Origin of the sequence: Bradyrhizobium genomosp. I (2014) (genome assembly GCF_000261685.1) — a bacterium.
Lineage (GTDB): Bacteria > Pseudomonadota > Alphaproteobacteria > Rhizobiales > Xanthobacteraceae > Bradyrhizobium.
Genome location: NZ_AJQE01000154.1, coordinates 1 through 16,991, shown reverse-complemented (window position 1 = coordinate 16,991; position 16,991 = coordinate 1). Strand labels below are relative to the sequence as shown.

The 16,991-nt window shown below is 64.5% G+C and carries 15 protein-coding genes and 1 tRNA gene; 12 read left to right on the top strand and 4 right to left on the bottom strand.

Annotation, left to right across the window (positions count from 1 at the left end; translation table 11 throughout):
- Positions 1–122 precede the first annotated feature (122 nt).
- Both IC50_RS14890 and mobA read left to right on the top strand, forming a co-directional pair.
- Positions 123–1,013 carry a formate dehydrogenase accessory sulfurtransferase FdhD gene (locus IC50_RS14890; protein WP_035705714.1) on the top strand — a complete coding sequence of 297 codons (891 nt, stop codon included), beginning with the start codon at positions 123–125 and terminating at the stop codon, positions 1,011–1,013.
- Positions 994–1,650 carry a molybdenum cofactor guanylyltransferase MobA gene (gene mobA / locus IC50_RS14885; RefSeq protein ID WP_050991004.1) on the top strand — a complete coding sequence of 219 codons (657 nt, stop codon included), beginning with the start codon at positions 994–996 and terminating at the stop codon, positions 1,648–1,650. The genes IC50_RS14890 and mobA overlap by 20 nt, the downstream gene beginning before the upstream one ends.
- Before the next feature lie 39 nt (positions 1,651–1,689).
- On the opposite strand, the gene IC50_RS14880 is transcribed toward mobA, so the two are convergent.
- The 3 genes from IC50_RS14880 to IC50_RS14870 are packed head-to-tail and all read right to left on the bottom strand — an operon-like array spanning position 1,690 to position 5,641.
- Positions 1,690–3,651, bottom strand: coding sequence for a molybdopterin biosynthesis protein (locus tag IC50_RS14880; protein WP_085973752.1), 1,962 nt, complete (start codon positions 3,649–3,651; stop codon positions 1,690–1,692).
- Position 3,652: 1 nt separating this feature from the next.
- A complete protein-coding gene (locus tag IC50_RS14875) occupies positions 3,653–4,759 on the bottom strand; it encodes a molybdopterin-binding protein (protein ID WP_035705711.1) in 1,107 nt (368 codons plus the stop codon).
- Positions 4,760–4,813: 54 nt separating this feature from the next.
- On the bottom strand, positions 4,814–5,641 hold the full coding sequence (locus tag IC50_RS14870; RefSeq protein ID WP_035705708.1) for a substrate-binding domain-containing protein: 828 nt from the start codon (positions 5,639–5,641) through the stop codon (positions 4,814–4,816).
- Between IC50_RS14870 and IC50_RS43695 the strand changes: the two genes are divergently transcribed.
- The 3 genes from IC50_RS43695 (at position 5,640) to IC50_RS14860 (ending at position 8,134) form a co-directional block, all read left to right on the top strand.
- The gene (locus IC50_RS43695) at positions 5,640–5,771 is read left to right on the top strand and encodes a hypothetical protein (protein WP_271525304.1); all 132 of its coding nucleotides are present in this window, start codon (positions 5,640–5,642) and stop codon (positions 5,769–5,771) included. The genes IC50_RS14870 and IC50_RS43695 overlap by 2 nt on opposite strands.
- Positions 5,772–5,925: 154 nt before the next feature.
- On the top strand, positions 5,926–6,819 hold the full coding sequence (locus IC50_RS14865; RefSeq protein ID WP_035705705.1) for a helix-turn-helix transcriptional regulator: 894 nt from the start codon (positions 5,926–5,928) through the stop codon (positions 6,817–6,819).
- 100 nt (positions 6,820–6,919) lie between these two features.
- Complete coding sequence (locus tag IC50_RS14860) at positions 6,920–8,134, top strand: ABC transporter substrate-binding protein (protein ID WP_035705701.1); 1,215 nt, start codon at positions 6,920–6,922, stop codon at positions 8,132–8,134.
- Positions 8,135–8,250: 116 nt separating this feature from the next.
- Here the strand turns inward: IC50_RS14860 and IC50_RS14855 are convergent, their stop codons facing one another.
- On the bottom strand, positions 8,251–9,225 hold the full coding sequence (locus IC50_RS14855; RefSeq protein WP_035705698.1) for a TAXI family TRAP transporter solute-binding subunit: 975 nt from the start codon (positions 9,223–9,225) through the stop codon (positions 8,251–8,253).
- A 107-nt stretch (positions 9,226–9,332) separates the two neighbouring features.
- On the opposite strand from IC50_RS14855, the gene IC50_RS14850 reads away from it, so the two are divergent.
- The 7 genes from IC50_RS14850 (at position 9,333) to IC50_RS14820 (ending at position 16,989) form a co-directional block, all read left to right on the top strand.
- Positions 9,333–10,307, top strand: coding sequence for a Bug family tripartite tricarboxylate transporter substrate binding protein (locus tag IC50_RS14850; protein ID WP_035705759.1), 975 nt, complete (start codon positions 9,333–9,335; stop codon positions 10,305–10,307).
- 421 nt (positions 10,308–10,728) lie between these two features.
- Positions 10,729–10,804 (top strand) — tRNA-Ile (locus tag IC50_RS14845).
- Between the two features lie 483 nt (positions 10,805–11,287).
- Complete coding sequence (gene dctP, locus IC50_RS14840; RefSeq protein ID WP_035705695.1) at positions 11,288–12,283, top strand: TRAP transporter substrate-binding protein DctP; 996 nt, start codon at positions 11,288–11,290, stop codon at positions 12,281–12,283.
- A gap of 83 nt (positions 12,284–12,366) precedes the next feature.
- Positions 12,367–12,933, top strand: coding sequence for a TRAP transporter small permease subunit (locus IC50_RS14835; RefSeq protein ID WP_035705691.1), 567 nt, complete (start codon positions 12,367–12,369; stop codon positions 12,931–12,933).
- Complete coding sequence (locus tag IC50_RS14830; protein WP_035705688.1) at positions 12,930–14,255, top strand: TRAP transporter large permease; 1,326 nt, start codon at positions 12,930–12,932, stop codon at positions 14,253–14,255. The genes IC50_RS14835 and IC50_RS14830 overlap by 4 nt, the downstream gene beginning before the upstream one ends.
- A 611-nt stretch (positions 14,256–14,866) precedes the next feature.
- The gene (locus IC50_RS14825; protein ID WP_244429591.1) at positions 14,867–16,279 is read left to right on the top strand and encodes a hypothetical protein; all 1,413 of its coding nucleotides are present in this window, start codon (positions 14,867–14,869) and stop codon (positions 16,277–16,279) included.
- 251 nt (positions 16,280–16,530) lie between these two features.
- The gene (locus tag IC50_RS14820) at positions 16,531–16,989 is read left to right on the top strand and encodes a hypothetical protein (protein WP_035705682.1); all 459 of its coding nucleotides are present in this window, start codon (positions 16,531–16,533) and stop codon (positions 16,987–16,989) included.
- Positions 16,990–16,991 lie beyond the last annotated feature (2 nt).

Here is a 16,991-nt window from a genome sequence, read left to right as displayed (position 1 = left end):
GTCTTCGCGGGGGGCTTTCCTGGATTGCTTCGCTCCGCTCGCAATGACGAGCGGAGGCATTTTGCCCATTCCCAGCCATGCTTATATCGGCTTGACCCGAATGTCATGCTAACGTCACGGCCATGACGAAGATCGACAAAGCCCCGGTGCCCCTGATCGTCCCCAATCCGGACGACCCGCGCCTGACCCAGAGCGTGACCGGGACCGACCAGACCGGCGCCAGGGTCGAGATCAAGGTGCCGATGGAGCGGCCACTGACGCTCTACCTGAACGCCCAGGAGATCGTCACCATGATGACGATCGGCGACTATCCGGAATATCTGGCGCTCGGCTACCTGCTGAACCAGAACATGCTGAAATATGACGACGTGGTCACCGACGTCGAATACGACGACGACCTCCAGGTGGTCGTGGTGCGCACCGAGCACCATACCAATTTCGAGGCCAAGCTGAAGAAGCGCACGCAGACCTCCGGCTGCGCGCAAGGCACCGCCTTCGGTGATCTGCTGGAGGCGGTCGAGAGCGTCGCACTGCCGAAGGCAGAACTGCGCACCTCCTGGCTCTATCAGATGACGCAGACCATCAATACCATGCCCTCGCTCTATCTCGAAGCCGGCGCGATCCATGGCTGCGTGCTCTGCAAGGAAGGAACCCCGCTCTGCTACACCGAGGATGTCGGCCGCCACAACGCCGTCGACAAGATCGCAGGCTGGATCTACCGCCACGGCGTCGAGCCTGGCGACAAGATCCTCTACACCACCGGACGCCTCACCTCGGAGATGGTGATCAAGACCGTGCGCATGGGCATTCCGATCCTGGTGTCGCGCTCCGGCTTCACTGCCTGGGGCGTCGATCTCGCAAGGCAGGTCGGGCTGACGCTGGTGGGGCGCACCCGCGGAAAGCGCTTTATCGCGCTCGCGGGCGAGGAGCGCATCGTCTACGACCAGAACCTCGCCTACGTCGAGGAGGAGTCGGCCAGGCACAAGCGCAAGGGTGAAAGTGGTGACGACTAGGTTTCCGGCAACGAGCGTTCCGTCGACCCTCGGCGTGCTGCTCGCCGGCGGCCTTGCACGGCGCATGGGCGGCGGCGACAAGCCGATGCGGACCATCGGTGGGCGCACCATTCTGGAGCGCGTGATCGCGCGCCTATCGCCCCAGTGCAGCGGGCTGATCCTCAACGCGAACGGCGATCCCGCCCGCTTTGCTGCCTTCGGCCTGCAAGTCGTCGCCGACGACGTGCCCGGCTTTCCCGGCCCCCTCGCCGGCATCCTGGCTGCGCTCGACTGGACCGCGGCGAACCGGCCGGAGGTCGAATGGGTGCTCAGCGCCGCCGGCGACTGCCCGTTCCTGCCGCGCGATCTCGTCGCACGGCTGCATGAGGCACGCGCGCGCGAGAACGCGCAGCTTGCGGTCGCCGCATCGGGCCAGCAGTCGCATCCGGTGATCGGCCTGTGGCGCGTCGCCTTGCGCGAGGAGCTGCGCCACGCGCTGGTGGTCGAGGACCTCCGCAAGATCGACCGCTGGACCGCGCGCTACCCGCTCGCGACGGTGACGTGGCCGGCGGAGCCGCTCGATCCGTTCTTCAATGCCAACACGATCGAGGACATCTCCGAGGCCGAACGGCTGGCGGCGCTGGATGAGGCGTCCTAGCGAACTTACGATTTTAGCGAAAGGTCTTCTGCAACGCCGCTACGCGGGCCGGAAGCCCGCACGCTCGAGTGCCGCACGCACCGCGTTCGAGCCGAGTGCGTCGAGAAAGGCCTGCACTGCAGGCCGGTCCTTGCGCGCGCTCACCAGCGCAAAGTCATAGTGCTCTTCCGCCAGCGGAATGAAACCGAGGCCGGCTGCATCGGCGACCGGCGCAATGGTCATGCCCCAATCAGCGCGATGCTGCGCGACGGCCGCGGCCACGGCGTTATGCGAGCGCGGCTGGTTCCAGTACCCCTCCGGGCGTGCGCCGCCGAGCAGCCGGTCGATCAGGATGCGCGTGCCGGCGCCCTGGTTGCGGTTGACCATGATGCAGGCGGGATCGGCGAGCGCGGCGGCGACGGCGCCCTTTGCCGTAAGGCCCTCGAAACGCCTGTCGCCCTTGCGAAAGACAATGCCCTGCATTCGCCGCCACCCCGGCACGAGTTCGAGTCCCTCGACGAGATAGGGCGTGTTGTAGGTCTCGCTCTTGTCGTCGAACAGATGGATCGGCGCGAGGTCACATTCGCCGCGCCGCGCCGCCGCAAGCCCGCCGAGGCTGCCGACCGAAATCGAGCGCACCGTCAGGCCGGCCTGCGCGAGCCCGGCGGTAACGAGATCGAGGCCGGTGCAATGGCTGCCGACGATGACGAGATCGGGCACCCGCACATGCGGCGTGAACAGCGTCACTTCGGCTTCAGTCCCGGCCGGCATCTGGTCGGCGAGCGCCTCGATGCGCAGAAAGCCGTCGGCCTGCGCAAATGACGTGATCGCGCCGGACCCCTTGCCGGAGGGATAGGCGATGAGGCCATCCCTGCCCTGGACCAGCGAGACCATCACGAATTCGGTGCGGCCGAGCTCGGAGGCGATGCGCACCGGCACGGTCGCGCGCACCTTGGCATCGGAGCGCGGCGGCAGCCCGGCCATCCTGCGCAGCACCGGCACGATCATGTCGTGGAAGGTGAACATCGCCGAGGTCGGAAATCCCGGCAGGATCACGACCGGCTTGCCGGCGCACACCGCAAGGCACAGCGGCTTGCCGGGCTTGAGCGCAACGCCATGCGCGACGATGCCGGGTGCTCCGAGCCGGCCGATGATGCGATGGGAGAGATCGCCCGCGCCTTTCGACGTACCTCCCGACAGCACCAGCATGTCGGAGTCCGCCAGCGCGCGGCGCATGGCCGCTTCGAGCCTGGCTTCATCGTCGGGAACGGCACCGAGGAAAACCGCCTCGCCACCGTTCTCGTCGACGGCGGCTGCGACGATGGCGCCGTTGGTATCGTAGATTTCGGCAGGCGCGAGCGGCCGGCCGGGCTGAACCAGTTCGTCGCCAGTGGAGATCACGGCAACCCGCGGCTTGCGCGCCACTGCGACCTCGGCGATCCCGCAGGCCGCAAGCATGCCGATCTCGCGCGAGCCGATGATGGTGCCGGCGCGCAGCAGCGCCTCGCCGCGCGCGATGTCGAATCCGGCGTAGGAGACGAATTGCCCCGGCGAGACGGCGCGACGGACCTCGATCGCATCTGGCCCGGCCGGCTGGGTGTGTTCGACCATGACCACGGCATCGGCGCCGCGCGGCAGCGGACCGCCGGTGGCAATCGGCGTCGCGGTCCCGGCCGCCACCTGCAGCCTCGGCGCGGTGCCGCAGTGAATGGTCTCGCCGTTCAGCGCGAGGCACACGGCGGCACCTTCCCCGGCCGCCGCGAGATCGGCGGAACGCACGGCAAAGCCGTCGACATTGGACCGGTCGAACGGCGGAACGTCGATCGGCGCGGTGACGTCTTCGGCAAGTGCTGTACCGAGCGCAGCAGCGAGCTTGCGCGATTCGCCCGGAAGCCCGCGCGGGAACAAGGCGGCCTCGAAGCGCGCCAGGGCCTCCTCGCGTGAGAGGATCCTGAGGAACTGCTCCTGTTCGAGCGCGCTACGGTCTGGTGATTCCGGGATCATCGTCATGCCAGGACCCATGTCACTCCCGCATCAGATAGGCATCGATCGGCGTACCCGCCGCGAATCCTTCGTGGCTGGCGGGGATGAGCAGCCATGCGTCCGCAAGGGTGATGGCCTGAAGCGGCCATTCGCCCACGGCAAGCGGCATCCAGGCACGATCTCCCTCGGCCAGCAAAGCGATCTCGGCGATGCCGACGCTGGATGCGATCTTTCGCGCGAGCGGCAAGGTCACCCGCCAGCGCGGCCGACGCACCGACAGACGGTCGACGAGGGGCAGCACGAGCGCGAGCCACGCCGCAAGCGCATGATCGGGCGAGCCGGGCAAGGCGACGACGGGAACCGGTCCGAGCCGCCCGACCGCGGCGGTGCGTCCGGGCTGGAGCGCAAGGCCGTGCGCCATCACCTCACCGCGCTGGGCCAGAGCGGTGATGGCGGCGTCCCGGCGGCCGACGCCGCTGCCGCCGACCGTCAGCAGGAGATCGCACGAGGACGCATCAAGCGCATCGGCAATCGAGGCTTCATCGCGTGCACGAGCTTGACGCGTTTCCACATCCAGTCCCGCTGCGCGCGCGATTCCGGCGATCATATGCATCGTTGCCGTTCCGTCCGGCACGTTGACGATGCGCAGCCGGGGCCGCCGCACGCCGAGTCTCTCCAGACCCGCAACGCGCGCCATCAGGAGATCAGCCGCACCGACCGGATAGCCCTCGGCGCCGGCAGGTGCGCCTTCCGCGATGTCGCTGCCGGCGCGCCGGACGCCCTGTCCGGGCACGCCCTCCGCCAGCACCTGCACGGGCGGCCCCGAGACCTCCACCGCGTCGGCATCGAGCACGCAGTCGGATCCCGCCGGCATCGCTTCGCCGGCCTCGACCCACGAAGGCACGCTTGTCAAAGGCAGTGGCGAATAAGAGGACGCGCCGACGAGATCGTTGGCGCAGAACGCCCAGCCGTCCGCGGCGGCGATGTCGTGAGGCGGGCAGGCCGCGAGCAGCGGCGTGCCCGCCGCGATGCAGCCGGCCGCTTCCGTCAGCGGCAGCTCCACCGCTGCAAGCGGCTCGAGCCCGTTCAGCACTGCGGCGAGCGCGGCGTCGAGCGGCGTCAGCGATGGCGGCAGGCGCTGGGTCATGCGCCATGATGGACCATGCATCGCCCGCTTTGGCAACCGCCGGCGATGCCGGCCTCAACCGCCCGACCTGTCCGAATTGGGGAAGAACAGCTGCTGCCCGTCGACCTTGTAGCCGGCGATCGCCGTCTGCCCCTCCGGCGAGGTCAGCCAGTCGATGAAGGTCTGCGCGAGGTCGTTCTTCACATTCGGAAACTTCGCAGGATTGACCAGCATCACGCCGTACTGGTTGAGCAGCCGCCTGTCGCCTTCGACGACGATGTCGAGATCGCCGCGATTCTTGAACGAGATCCAGCTGCCGCGATCCGATAGCACATAGGCATTCGCGGCGCGCGCCGCGTCGAGCGCCGAGGCCATGCCCTGCCCGGCCTCGCGATACCAGGCGCCCTTGGCGGCGGCGATGTCGATGCCGGCGACGATCCAGAGCGCGAGCTCCGCGGCGTGGGTGCCCGACCGGTCGCCACGCGTCACGAACGGCGCGCCCTTGGCTTCGATCGCCTTCAGCGCCGTCACGATGTCCTTGCCCTTCACGCCCGCGGGATCGCTCTTCGGCCCTATCAGCACATAGTCGTTGTACATCACGTCGTAGCGCTTCACGCCAAAACCGTCGGCGACGAACTTCTCCTCCTGGGGCCGCGCGTGCATCAGCACGACGTCGACCTCGCCCCGTCGCGCCCCGTCGAGCACTTCGTCGGCGCGCCGCGCGATCACGGTGACCCCGATGCCGGTCTTGTCGCGGAAGATCGGCAGCAAATAATCGAGCAGACCGGATTCCTGCGTCGCCGTGGTCGTGGCGAGGACAATGCTGCGGTCCTCCGCGGATGACGCCGCAACGCCCGCGACAAGGCCGCAGAGAAGCGCAAATGCAACGGACAGGCGGCCCATGATCGGGGTTCCCTTCGGCTATGACGCGATCATGATGATGATCGATTGCGCCGCACTCGTGACGCGTTTTCGCGCTGCCCGGCCGGGAAATTTCGGCAACGCCGCCGAGGCGCACCGCGCAAGCGACTGATTCAGGATCGTTCACCAAAGCAGAAATCGCGCGTGCGGATGTGTTGCAAAGCAGCGAGATGATCGGGCATGGTTCCCGCGGACAGAAATTGAAATGCAGAATTCCACCTGCGTCGGACGTCAAAAAGAAGCAAGAATTTGCATAGGAATGCAGGATGGAATTCCTGACGACCAGCGAAGCCGCCGACTACCTTCGGCTCGGCGAACGCAAGCTTTACGAACTCGTCACCACAGGTGCGATCCCCTGCACCAAGGTGACGGGAAAATGGCTCTTCCCGCGACACGAGCTCGACCTCTGGGTCCTGTCGGGACTCGCGCGTCCGGCCGGCATGTTGATCGCGGAGCCTCCGCCGGTCGTCGGCGGTAGCCAGGACGAACTCCTGGATTGGAGCCTGCGCGAATCCGGCTCGGGCCTGGGCTCGATGAGCGAGGGCAGCGCGCGCGGGCTGGAGCGCTTGCAGCGCAACGAGGTGATGGCTGCGGCGGTGCACTTCCACGCCTTGGACGCCTCCGACAATCTCGCCGGCGATGCCAGCATCGAAGCCCTGCGGGCCGCGCCGGACCTGCATGATGCGGTGCTGGTCGCGTTCGTGCGCCGCGAAGCAGGTCTGGTGCTGCCGCACGGCAATCCCAAGCGGCTGCACGGCCTGATCGACGTGCTCGCACTCGGCGCCCGGATGGCGACGCGGCAACAGGGCACAGGCGCACAGATGCTGCTCGACGCGCTCCTGAGGCGCGCCGGCGCCTCGACACGCGATTTGCGCCGTATCGAAACGTCGGCCCTGACTGGGCCGGACCTTGCCGAACTGGTCCGCGCCGGCCAGGCCGATTGCGGCATCGCGACGCGCGCGGCGGCGCGCTCGGCCGGTCTCGATTTCGTGCCGCTGGTCTGGGAGAATTTCGACCTCGCGATGCGGCAGCGCAGCTATTTCCGCCCCGCCATGCAGGCCTTGCTCCACTTCCTGAACGAGCGGCGCCTGCGCCAGCGCGCCGATGAGCTGACCGGCTACGATCCCTCGCCCGCAGGCCTGATCCGCTTCGCAGCCTGACGTTGACGTCCGCCCCCAAATAGTTGCAAAAGAAACCAATTCAGCCGGGCCATACCCGGATGCAACACCGGCCAACGAGCCGGCTCAGGGGAGGACAAGCGTGAATCCAACCAGATTTGGACTGCCGGTCGCGGCCGCCTTCGTGGCGGCGCTGCTTTCAGGTGCGGCGTCCGCGCAGGTTTCCGACGACGTCGTCAAGATCGGCGTGCTCACCGACATGAACGGCCCCGCCTCCGCGCCGACCGGCCAGGGTTCGGTGACGGCGGCGCAGATGGCGATCGACGATTTCGGCGGCACCGTGCTCGGCAAGCCGATCAGCGTCGTGATCGGCGACCACCAGCTCAAGGCCGATGTCGGCGGCGCCATCGCACGGCGTTGGTTCGACGTCGAGCAGGTCGATCTGATCGTCGACGTGCCGGTCTCGGCGGTCGGGCTCGCGGTGCAGAACATCGCCAACGAGAAGAAGCGGCTGTTCATCACCCACTCCACCGGCACCGCCGATTTCCACGGCAAGTTCTGCTCGCCCTACGCGATCCAATGGGTGTTCGACACCCGCGCGCTCGCGGTGGGCACCGCGGATGCGGTGGTCAAGCGCGGCGGCGACAGCTGGTTCTTCATCACCGACGACTACGCCTTCGGCCATTCGCTCGAGCGCGACGCCTCCGCCGTCGTCACCGCCAATGGCGGCAAGGTGCTGGGGTCGGTGCGGCCGCCGCTGGCAACGCCAGACCTCTCCTCCTTCGTGCTCCAGGCCCAGGCCTCCAAGGCCAAGATCATCGGCATTGCCGCCGGCCCCCCCAACAACATGAACGAGATCAAGACCGGCGCCGAGTTCGGTGTGTTCAAGGGCGGCCAGCAGATGGCGGCGCTGCTGGCGCTGATCACCGACATCCACGGCCTCGGCCTGCAGGCAGCTCAAGGCCTGCTCCTGACCACGTCGTTCTATTGGGACATGGACGACAAGACCCGCGAATGGTCCAAGCGCTACTTTGCCAAGATGAACAAGATGCCGTCGATGTGGCAGGCCGGCGTCTATTCCAGCGTGATGCACTATCTCAACGCCATCAAGGCGGCCGGCACCGACGATCCGCTCAAGGTGGCCGCCAAGATGCGCGAGAAGCCGATCGAGGATTTCTTCGCCCGCAACGGCCGTCTGCGCGAGGACAATCTGATGGTGCACGATCTCTGGCTGGTACAGGTGAAGACGCCGCAGGAGAGCAAATATCCGTGGGACTATTACAAGATCCTCACCACGATCTCCGGCGACAAGGCGTTCGGGCCGCCGGACCCGGCGTGTTCGATGGTGAAGAAGTGACGGTGGCTTAAAGCGATCGTCATTCCGGGATGGTCCGAAGGACCAGACCCGGAATCTCGAGATTCCGGGTTCGGTGCTGCGCACCGCCCCGGAATGACAGTCGCCTCAGGCGACCGTCATTTCATCACGCCGATCTCGCGAAGATACTTCATCACGCCCGGATGGATCAGCTCGACCTTCGGCGCGGCCGCGACCGTGTTCTCCGCCGTGGTCTCGCAGGCCTGCGCGAGCTTCCTGCAGAACGTCGCCTCGACGCCGTGCAGCGTCTTCGCGAGCCGATAGGCGACATCGTCAGGCAGATCCTCGCGGGTGAGGACAAAACTCCACGAGCCGAGCGAGGCGATCGACTCCGTCTGCTTCGGATAGGAGCCGGCCGGCACCGTGAGCGGCTTCAGGAACCCATGCCTGGCGCGGATGCGCGCGATCTCTTCAGCGCTCGGCGCGATGAAGCGCGCGCCCGATGCGCTCGCTGCCACAGCAGCAAAGCCGGGCCAGCCGATGCCGGCGCCCCACAGCGCGGCGACGCGGCCATCCTCGACCATCGCCGGGCCGTCGCCGGCGCGGTCGAGATAGACGGCCTTGAAGTCCTCGTCCTGCTTCAGGCCGAGCCCATCCAGCACATAGCGCGCCAGGATCGGCAGGCCGGAGCCCTTCGCGCCGAACGCGACGGGCTGACCGACGAGATCGCGAATGGTCTTGTAGGGACTGTCCGCCCGCACCACGAACATGCCAGGGTTGGAATAGATCGCGGTGAGGATCCTCAGCGCGACCTTGGCGCGGCCGATGCCGGCAAAGGCCTCGTAGGCCGGCTCGCCCGCGACGAGGGCGAGATCGAGCTCGCCCTTCTCCAGGAGCGGGATGTTCTCGTTGCTGCCCTTGGTGTTGCGCGGGACGATGGACATCTGCGGATCGGCCGCGTTCATCGCCTCGGCGAAGGCGTTGCCATAGAGCGGAAAGCCGCCGCCCGGCGTCGCGGTGCCGAGGCTGATTGTCTGGCTGATCGTCGTGGTCGGAATGGCCGTGCCTCCGGTTTGGGCGGCAGCGGGGCTTGCGAGCAGCGCCGCACCGATGAGGATCATCGCGAATCTCATGGTCGCTCCTCGCGGACCTGCGTCAACACCGACTCAGAGACGATGTAGGCAGCAGCCCGATTTTGTGAAAACATGCAGCCAACCACAATAAAGCAATGGGAGGCGTCATGTTGCGAATTTTGCGTAAGGGTGTTTTCGGGCTCGCAGTTCTCTTAGGTCTTTTCAGCGCCCCTCCTCCCGCCGCCGCCGGCTACCCCGACCGTCCCGTGCACTGGCTGATCGGCTTTGCCGCCGGCGGCCCGGTCGACATCGTGGCGCGCATCATGGCGCAGTGGCTGTCGGATCGTCTCGGCCAGCAGGTCATCGTCGAGAACCGCACCGGCTCCGGTGGCAACATCGCCGCCGCCGCCGCGATCAACGCAGCCCCGGACGGCTACACCCTGCTGTTCGTCGCCCCCAACAACGCGATCTCGACCTCGCTCTACAAGAAGCTGCCGTTCGACTTCCTGCGCGACACGGTGCCGGTGGCCAGCATCATGCAGCTCACCAACATGCTGGTCGTCTCCAACGCGTTCCCGCCGAAGTCGGTCAAGGAGTTCATCGACTACTGCCACGCCAACCCCGGCAAGATCTCTTATGCCTCGTCCGGCAACGGCACCTCGGTGCACATGTCGGCCGAGCTGTTCAAGGTGATGACGAAGTGCGACATGGTGCACGTGCCCTATCGCGGCTCGGCCATCGCCTTCCCCGACATCATCTCCAACAAGGTGCAGCTGATCTTCGACAACCTGCCCTCGGCGATGGAGCAGGTGAAGGGAGGCACCGTCCGCGCGCTTGGCGTGACCTCGCCGAAGCGCTGGCCGAGCGTGCCCGACGTGCCCGCGATCGCCGAGACCGTGCCGGGCTTCGAATCGGTCGGCTTCTACGGCATCTCCGCGCCGAAGGGCACCCCGCCCGAGGTGATCGAGATCCTCAACAAGGCCGTCGGCGAAGCGCTGAAGGACCCGAAGCTGGTGGCGCGCCTCGCCGAGACCGGCGGCATCCCCAGGCCGATGACGCCCGCCGAGTTCGGCAAGCTGGTGGCTGACGAGACCGAGAAGTGGCGCAAGGTGGTCGAGTTCGCCGGGGTTTCGGTGGACTAGACAACGCTCCGCCGCAGGCTGTGCCGCTTGCGGGCAAGACGTTTGAGGGGGCGCGCGCGGGCCCCCTCAAGACAGAAAGTGCGAAAACAACCCCATGCACAGTAGAAGAATTGAGCAATCACAGGGGCTTACGGAAGCGCCAAATGGGCACCGGCCGGATGATCGCGAGGGCCGTTTGACTTGTCGGGCAAAACAGTGGCAGAATGCGATTATTCCGAATTTCGCAATCCTCCGGCGCGCAGTGTGTTGCGCGCAGCCGCGGCGTTCCGCTCGATCAGGCCGCTCTGTTCGACGCGTTCTCCTGACGCGAACCGAGGACCCCTTCGCCTTGAAAACGCTTGAGGATTGCACCCCCGCCTCCAGCCCTGTAAACGAACCGCGCACCGTTGCCGGCCGCCCCTAAAGCAGCCGCCTCGCGGCGGGGCCTGTAGCTCAATGGTTAGAGCCGGCCGCTCATAACGGCCTGGTTGCAGGTTCGAGTCCTGCCGGGCCCACCAGTAAATCAACAGCAGCTGCTTAGTCTGTGTTGCTGCATTGCGCTCCTGATCCACCGCACCAGAAACGCGCCGCCTTCGTTGCTCTTGGAACCACTTCAGTGCCAGCAAGCCAATGCTTGTCGTATGATCCAACCATGTTTTTGCTCTTGATATTGTAGATCGGCGGCCTCGCACGAAGCGGCAAAACTGCGATTTCCAATTCTATCATCGAACGGCCCCACCAACGGTCGTCCATGTTTCGCGAGAGTGTACTCTGCGGGAACGGCAGTCAGTCGCACCGCTCGTCCCGGGCCTGCCCGGCCTGAATCGGACATCGCGACGTTCAACGCACGGGCGAGCCCGGCGCAGGCCAATGATCTCGCGCCTCATTGTCACACTCTACTAAAGTCATATGCGACCGGAATGGCGGTGCGCCTCGTCGTAGGATTTGATTGCAAGCCTGAGCGGTCTCAAGGTCAACGATAAGGAATCTGGGAGGAGCAAATGAGACGAATTCCTGCAATCTTAGCTGGTGCGGTCGCCGCTATTGCGATCTCAAGCGCAGCACAGGCGCAGATTACCATGAAGGCATCGCATCAGTTTCCCGGCGGCAAAGGCGACGTGCGCGACGACATGGTGCAGATGATCGCCAAGGAAATGAAGGCCTCCGATGTCGGGGTCGACGTTCAGGTCTATCCAGGGGCTTCGCTGTTCAAGCCCAACGACCAGTGGAATGCCATGGTCAACGGGCAACTCGACATCTCGCTACTCCCGCTCGACTATGCCAGCGGCAAGGTGCGTGCCTTCAGTGCGACCCTGATGCCCGGTCTGATCCGCAACCAGGAGCGCGCAAAACGCGTCAACAACTCGCCGTTCATGAAGGACATCCGCGCAGAAATCGAAAAGCATGGCGTCATTGTGCTGTCTGACGCCTGGTTTGCCGGCGGCATGGCTTCGAAGAACGGGTGTATCGTCAAGCCCGACGACATGAAGGGCCGTAAATTCCGGGCTGCCGGCCCGACCTTCGCCGGCATGTGGGAAGCGGCCGGCGCCAGCATCGTGAGCCCACCATCGAACGAAATCTACAATGCTTTCCAGACCGGCGTGGTGAATGGCACCGACACCAGCCTTGGCACCTTCCAGTCAATGCGTCTCTATGAAGTGACGGACTGCCTGACCGCGCCCGGCGACAACGCGCTGTGGTTCATGTACGAGCCGGTGCTAATGTCGAAGAAGAGTTTCAACAGGCTCGACAAGAGGCAGCAGGACGCCGTTCTGGCAGCTGGCAAGAAGGCCCAGACATATTATGAGGGCAAGGCAGACGAGGTGAACAAGGAGGCCATCAAGGCATTCGAGGACCACAAGGTGAAGGTCGTGACGCTGAGCGACGCCGATTATCAGGCATGGCTGGACGTGGCGAAGAAGAGTTCCTATGTCGAGTTTGCCAAGAACGTGCCGAACGGGCAGAAGCTGATCGACGAAGCACTCGCCGTAAAATAGCGGCAGGGGCCGAGCTCCCGGCGAAGCGATCCGCCGGGAGTCGGCCACGCCAGAACAGGCCTCTCAGCAAATCGGACAATTTGATGAATGGTTTCGTACGGGTCGTGACCTTCCTGTCGCGGGTGGCCGGCGTGACCGGCGCGGTGCTAATCGGCCTCGCCGTTCTCGTGATCTGCGACATGGTGATCGAGCGCTATGTGTTCAATCTCACTACGATCTGGCAGATCGACGTAGTGACTTATTGCATCGTCGGCGCGACTTTCATCGGCAGCTCCTATGTCCTGATGACGCGCGGGCACGTCAATGTCGACATTCTGCCGCTGCACGTTCGCCCCCGGATGCGCTTCTGGCTTGCGCTGGTGACGAGCCTGATTGCGTTCGCCTTTTGCATGGCGATCTTCGTGCTTTGCACGATTTACTGGTACCAGGCTCTCACGGAAAACTGGCTGTCCAACACCGTCTGGCGCGCTCGGCTGTGGATTCCCTATCTCTCCATGCCGATCGGGCTCGGCCTTCTGGTCCTGCAATACGTGGTCGAGTTGCTTTGCCTGGTGACGGGGCGTTCTCCACCGTTCGGAATCCCGGAAGATCATGCTGTGGAAGACGTCGTGCGCGCGCACGCGCATGAAGTGGTTGGAGATGCGCGGTGAGCCCGGGCATCCAAGGCCTGATCGTTCTTATCGTCACCCTGCTGATGCTGGTGTCGGGCATCCCGGTTGCCTTCGGCCTCGGCGCCATCGCGTTGGCCTTCCTTGTCGTCTTCCAGGGCTTCGATAGCCTTAGCGTCGTCGCCGAGACCTATTGGTCGGGGCTCGACGAGTTCACCCTGGTGGCTATTCCGATGTTCGTCATGATGGGCGCGGCGATCGGGTCCTCGCCCGCCGGCAAGGACCTGTACGAAGCGCTCGATCGCTGGCTCTACCGTCTTCCCGGCGGACTCGCGATTTCCAATATCGGTGCCTGCGCCATCTTTGCGGCGCTCACCGGGTCGTCGCCCGCCTGCTGCGCCGCTATCGGCAAGATGGGCATTCCGGAGATGCGCCGGCGCGGCTATCCCGACGAGGTTGCGACCGGGTCGATCTGCGCCGGAGGAACGCTCGGCATACTGATTCCGCCCTCAGTTACCTTCATCCTCTACGGCATTGCCACCGAGACCTCGATCGGCCGGCTGTTTATCGCCGGCGTTATGCCGGGCCTGATGCTGACAGCGATGTTCATGTTGTGGACGCTGTACAAGATCTGGCGCAGCGGCTTTCGCTCGCATGCTCCCGGCTTTCGCTACAGCTGGAGCGAGAAGCTCACGTCAGTCCCGAAAGTCACCCCGTTTCTGATCGTCGTGATCGGCGTCATGTACGCGCTCTATGGCGGCATTGCCACGCCGTCGGAGGCGGCCGGCGTCGGCGCCGCACTCTGCCTGATCCTGGCGATTGTGATCTACCGGCTTTGGCGGCCGCACCAGATCTGGCACATCCTGCGCGACACCATGCGCGAGTCGGTGATGATCCTGACCATCATCGCGGCCGCGGTGCTGTTTGGCTACATGCTTACCTCCCTCTATCTTACGCAGACGCTGGCGCAGGCAATCGCCGAACTGCACGCCAATAAATGGGTGTTGATGTTCCTGATCAACATCTTCCTGCTGGTCTGTGGCTTCTTTATTCCGCCCGCGGCCATAATTTTGATGACAAGCCCGATCCTGTTGCCGATCATCACCTCGGCGGGCTTCGACCCGGTCTGGTTCGGTGTGATCCTGACCATCAACATGGAGATCGGTCTGATCCATCCGCCGGTCGGCCTCAATATCTACATCGTCAACGCCATCGCCCCGGACGTGCCGCTGGCGAAAGTGATGTGGGGCACGCTGCCCTATGTGGTCTGCATGATGCTGGCGATCGCGATCCTCTGCATTTTTCCGGAGATCGCTACCTGGCTACCGGACAGGCTGATGGGGCCCGGAAGCGGAAGTCACTAAGCAGGCTCTTGCCGGCTCATTCACGAAGTCCACATGCACCGCACCAGTTTCGTACCAGAAACGATCGCATCAGAACGCAACGAACGCGATCGAACTCGAACGAAGATGCAGAAAAATCAACGAAGCCGGTGGTTTTTCCGCCGCTCATAACGGTCTGGTTGCAGGTTCGAGTCCTGCCGGGCCCACCAATAAATAGATCACTTTGCCGGGCCGCGACAAGCACTTCACTTCCGCTGAAGCGCGCGCAGGGGTTGTCGCGGGTTCGGGCTTGAAGAATGCGGAAAGTGGGTTCGCAGACGCGGACGACGTCGAGAGGCCTGCAAGAAGTAGAGAAACGACGAGACGAGATCGCGAATAACCGGACATGAACCCCCCCGGTGTTCGGCCTGCCCGGACACAAGCTTTGGCGGCGACCAAGGGCGCAGTACGGACCGGGGGAATTGATGCAAAGGCCGTAACCACACCCAAACGGATGTAGCCGATGTTACGGCTGCCAGACGAGCGCTATATCCGAACTGACGGCTGGGCATTCGACCTTCCCGGGACGACATTCTGTCCGGAGTGCAGAACCCGTCCGGTCGCGCGGAGCGATTGCGATGAGGGAGGCCACGATGGATTTTACGCGGATGTCGGATGCAATCCGGCTGCATCACGCCTCTCATCACCACGATGGGTACGATGGCGCGGGCGAATTGGGGCCTGCGTCGAGTGCTCCGTTCATGGCTCACCCGGTCGGCGGTGGCGCCCTCGTCCATCGTCCCGGCCCGTTTGCTGATCCTGGAGCATACGCCGCGAGCGCGAATACCCATCATAAAGACTCCGACCCGGTTCAATCCAAACATCCCCCATCGGGGGGCGAGATGGGCGGCCACGCCGGCAACCACGTTGCAGGGGGCCTGGATGTTTCGTCCACGAAGCCTGCTGCCGGCGCATCCTTGCCCGGGAAGGGCATTGCTTCGGTCGAGAGTGGGGCGAACACGGCAGGGAGCGGCGGGGATGGCCATTTCTACGGAGGTATCGTTCACGCGTCCCTGCTGGTCTACGAACCGATCAACATTTCGATCAGCGTGGGATACGGCTCGGTCGCCCTAGCCAACCAGTCCAACAATTTGAATGTCGATCAATCCGCTTTTCAAATGGCCGGCGTCGGCGGCCATGGCGGCAATAACGACATTGCGGCGGGTGGGAGCATCAGTACGTTTTCAGGCTCCGGCGTGATCACGAGCGGCGACAACAGCGCCGGAAACGGTGGCAGCGGCTATTTCTCGGGTGCGATCGTGGACGCTCCCGTGGTGATCTATCATCCGATCAATATTGCGTTGGCGAGCTCGGGCGGCACTGCACATGCAAGTCAGTCGAACACGGTCGACGTCGACCAATCGGCCACGCAGATCGCGGGCGTCGGCGGAAGTGGCGGACATGGCAATGTGGCCGCCGGCGGCAGCGTCATCACGCTCGACCCCAGTTGGGGATCGAGCGTCTTTGACGTTCAAACGGGCGGAAGCCAGGCCGGCAATGGCGGTGACGGCATGTTCTACGGAGAACTCGTCCATACCTCGTTTGTAGTGTACAACCCGATCAACATCGCAATCGCGGGCTATGGCTCCAGCGCTTATGCGGTCCAGATAAATGATGTCTCCGTGGATCAATCCGCGGTTCAGATCGCTGGCATTGGCGGGCACGGCGGCAACGACAACGCCGCAGCGGGCGGCCATGCAAATCTTCTCTCCCATAGTCTGTGGGGCGGGTCCGATGCGATCGCGACCGGTTCGAACAGCGCAGGCAATGGCGGCAACGGCTATTTTGCGGGCAGTCTGATCGACGTCAGCCTCGCGATCTATGCACCCATCAACATAGCAATCGCAGGTCCACATTCGACGGCCGTGGCCGATCAGGTCAACAACGTGCACATCGACCAGAGCGCGACCCAGATCGCCGGCGTTGGCGGGGACGGCGGCTACGGCAACCTCGCGCTGGGTGGCGATGCCGCGCATCTCTTGTCGGATCTTCACCTGGTGGCATAGCGAAACGTCGCATCGCTCGCGTGGCCGATCGCATCGCGGCACGCGCCGTCGCCGCTCTTCGCATGCAAAGCCCGCGCAGAGGCGCCCTCCCCCGACGAAATGTCGTACTTTCGTATGTAGGCCCACCGAGCCGGATGATGTTCGATTTGACATCTATCGCTCTCGCGCACGGGCAGATCAGACTTGCCGTGCGCGTCCGCCTGATCGGGATGGATGTTGCACGACAGCCAACAAAACGACGGAGGCCTCAAATGATGCCAAAGGCAATCAACATCTCGGATACGATCAAGGTCAAATCGATCGACACCGGTGGTCAAAGTGCCGGAAATGGCGGCGACGGTACTTTCAAGGGAGCCATCATCAGCAAGCCGACTGTCAACTACGATCCAACCAACAAGGCGGAAGGCGCCGACGTGCACGTGAGCACCGGCGATCACGTCAAACAGACGGCGGATTGGGATGCCGGCGGCGCCAATGCCAAGGCCTCGGTGTTCTCCAAGGCTCATGGCGGAGACGCCGAGTCGAACGGCAGCCAGAAGTCCTACAGCGGCTACGATACCTCCAAGGTCTACGCCAATACGGATGCCACCCAGATCAACAAGCTCGCGGTGGACCAGCACCAGGAAGTTGTCGCCGGCATCGGCGGCGATGGCGGAGACGGCAACTTCGCATGGGGCGGCGGAGTGACCTTCCATCTCGACACGCTCTGACG

What these genes read in the sequence shown, in the direction of transcription:
- IC50_RS14890 (WP_035705714.1), top strand. Translation starts at nt 123, where the DNA reads ATGACGAAGATCGACAAAGCCCCGGTGCCCCTGATCGTCCCCAATCCG.
- IC50_RS14880 (WP_085973752.1), bottom strand. Translation starts at nt 3,651, where the DNA reads ATGGGTCCTGGCATGACGATGATCCCGGAATCACCAGACCGTAGCGCG.
- IC50_RS14875 (WP_035705711.1), bottom strand. Translation starts at nt 4,759, where the DNA reads ATGACCCAGCGCCTGCCGCCATCGCTGACGCCGCTCGACGCCGCGCTC.
- IC50_RS43695 (WP_271525304.1), top strand. Translation starts at nt 5,640, where the DNA reads ATGATCGGGGTTCCCTTCGGCTATGACGCGATCATGATGATGATCGAT.
- IC50_RS14870 (WP_035705708.1), bottom strand. Translation starts at nt 5,641, where the DNA reads ATGGGCCGCCTGTCCGTTGCATTTGCGCTTCTCTGCGGCCTTGTCGCG.
- IC50_RS14865 (WP_035705705.1), top strand. Translation starts at nt 5,926, where the DNA reads ATGGAATTCCTGACGACCAGCGAAGCCGCCGACTACCTTCGGCTCGGC.
- IC50_RS14855 (WP_035705698.1), bottom strand. Translation starts at nt 9,225, where the DNA reads ATGAGATTCGCGATGATCCTCATCGGTGCGGCGCTGCTCGCAAGCCCC.
- IC50_RS14850 (WP_035705759.1), top strand. Translation starts at nt 9,333, where the DNA reads ATGTTGCGAATTTTGCGTAAGGGTGTTTTCGGGCTCGCAGTTCTCTTA.
- dctP (WP_035705695.1), top strand. Translation starts at nt 11,288, where the DNA reads ATGAGACGAATTCCTGCAATCTTAGCTGGTGCGGTCGCCGCTATTGCG.
- IC50_RS14835 (WP_035705691.1), top strand. Translation starts at nt 12,367, where the DNA reads ATGAATGGTTTCGTACGGGTCGTGACCTTCCTGTCGCGGGTGGCCGGC.
- IC50_RS14825 (WP_244429591.1), top strand. Translation starts at nt 14,867, where the DNA reads ATGGATTTTACGCGGATGTCGGATGCAATCCGGCTGCATCACGCCTCT.
- IC50_RS14820 (WP_035705682.1), top strand. Translation starts at nt 16,531, where the DNA reads ATGATGCCAAAGGCAATCAACATCTCGGATACGATCAAGGTCAAATCG.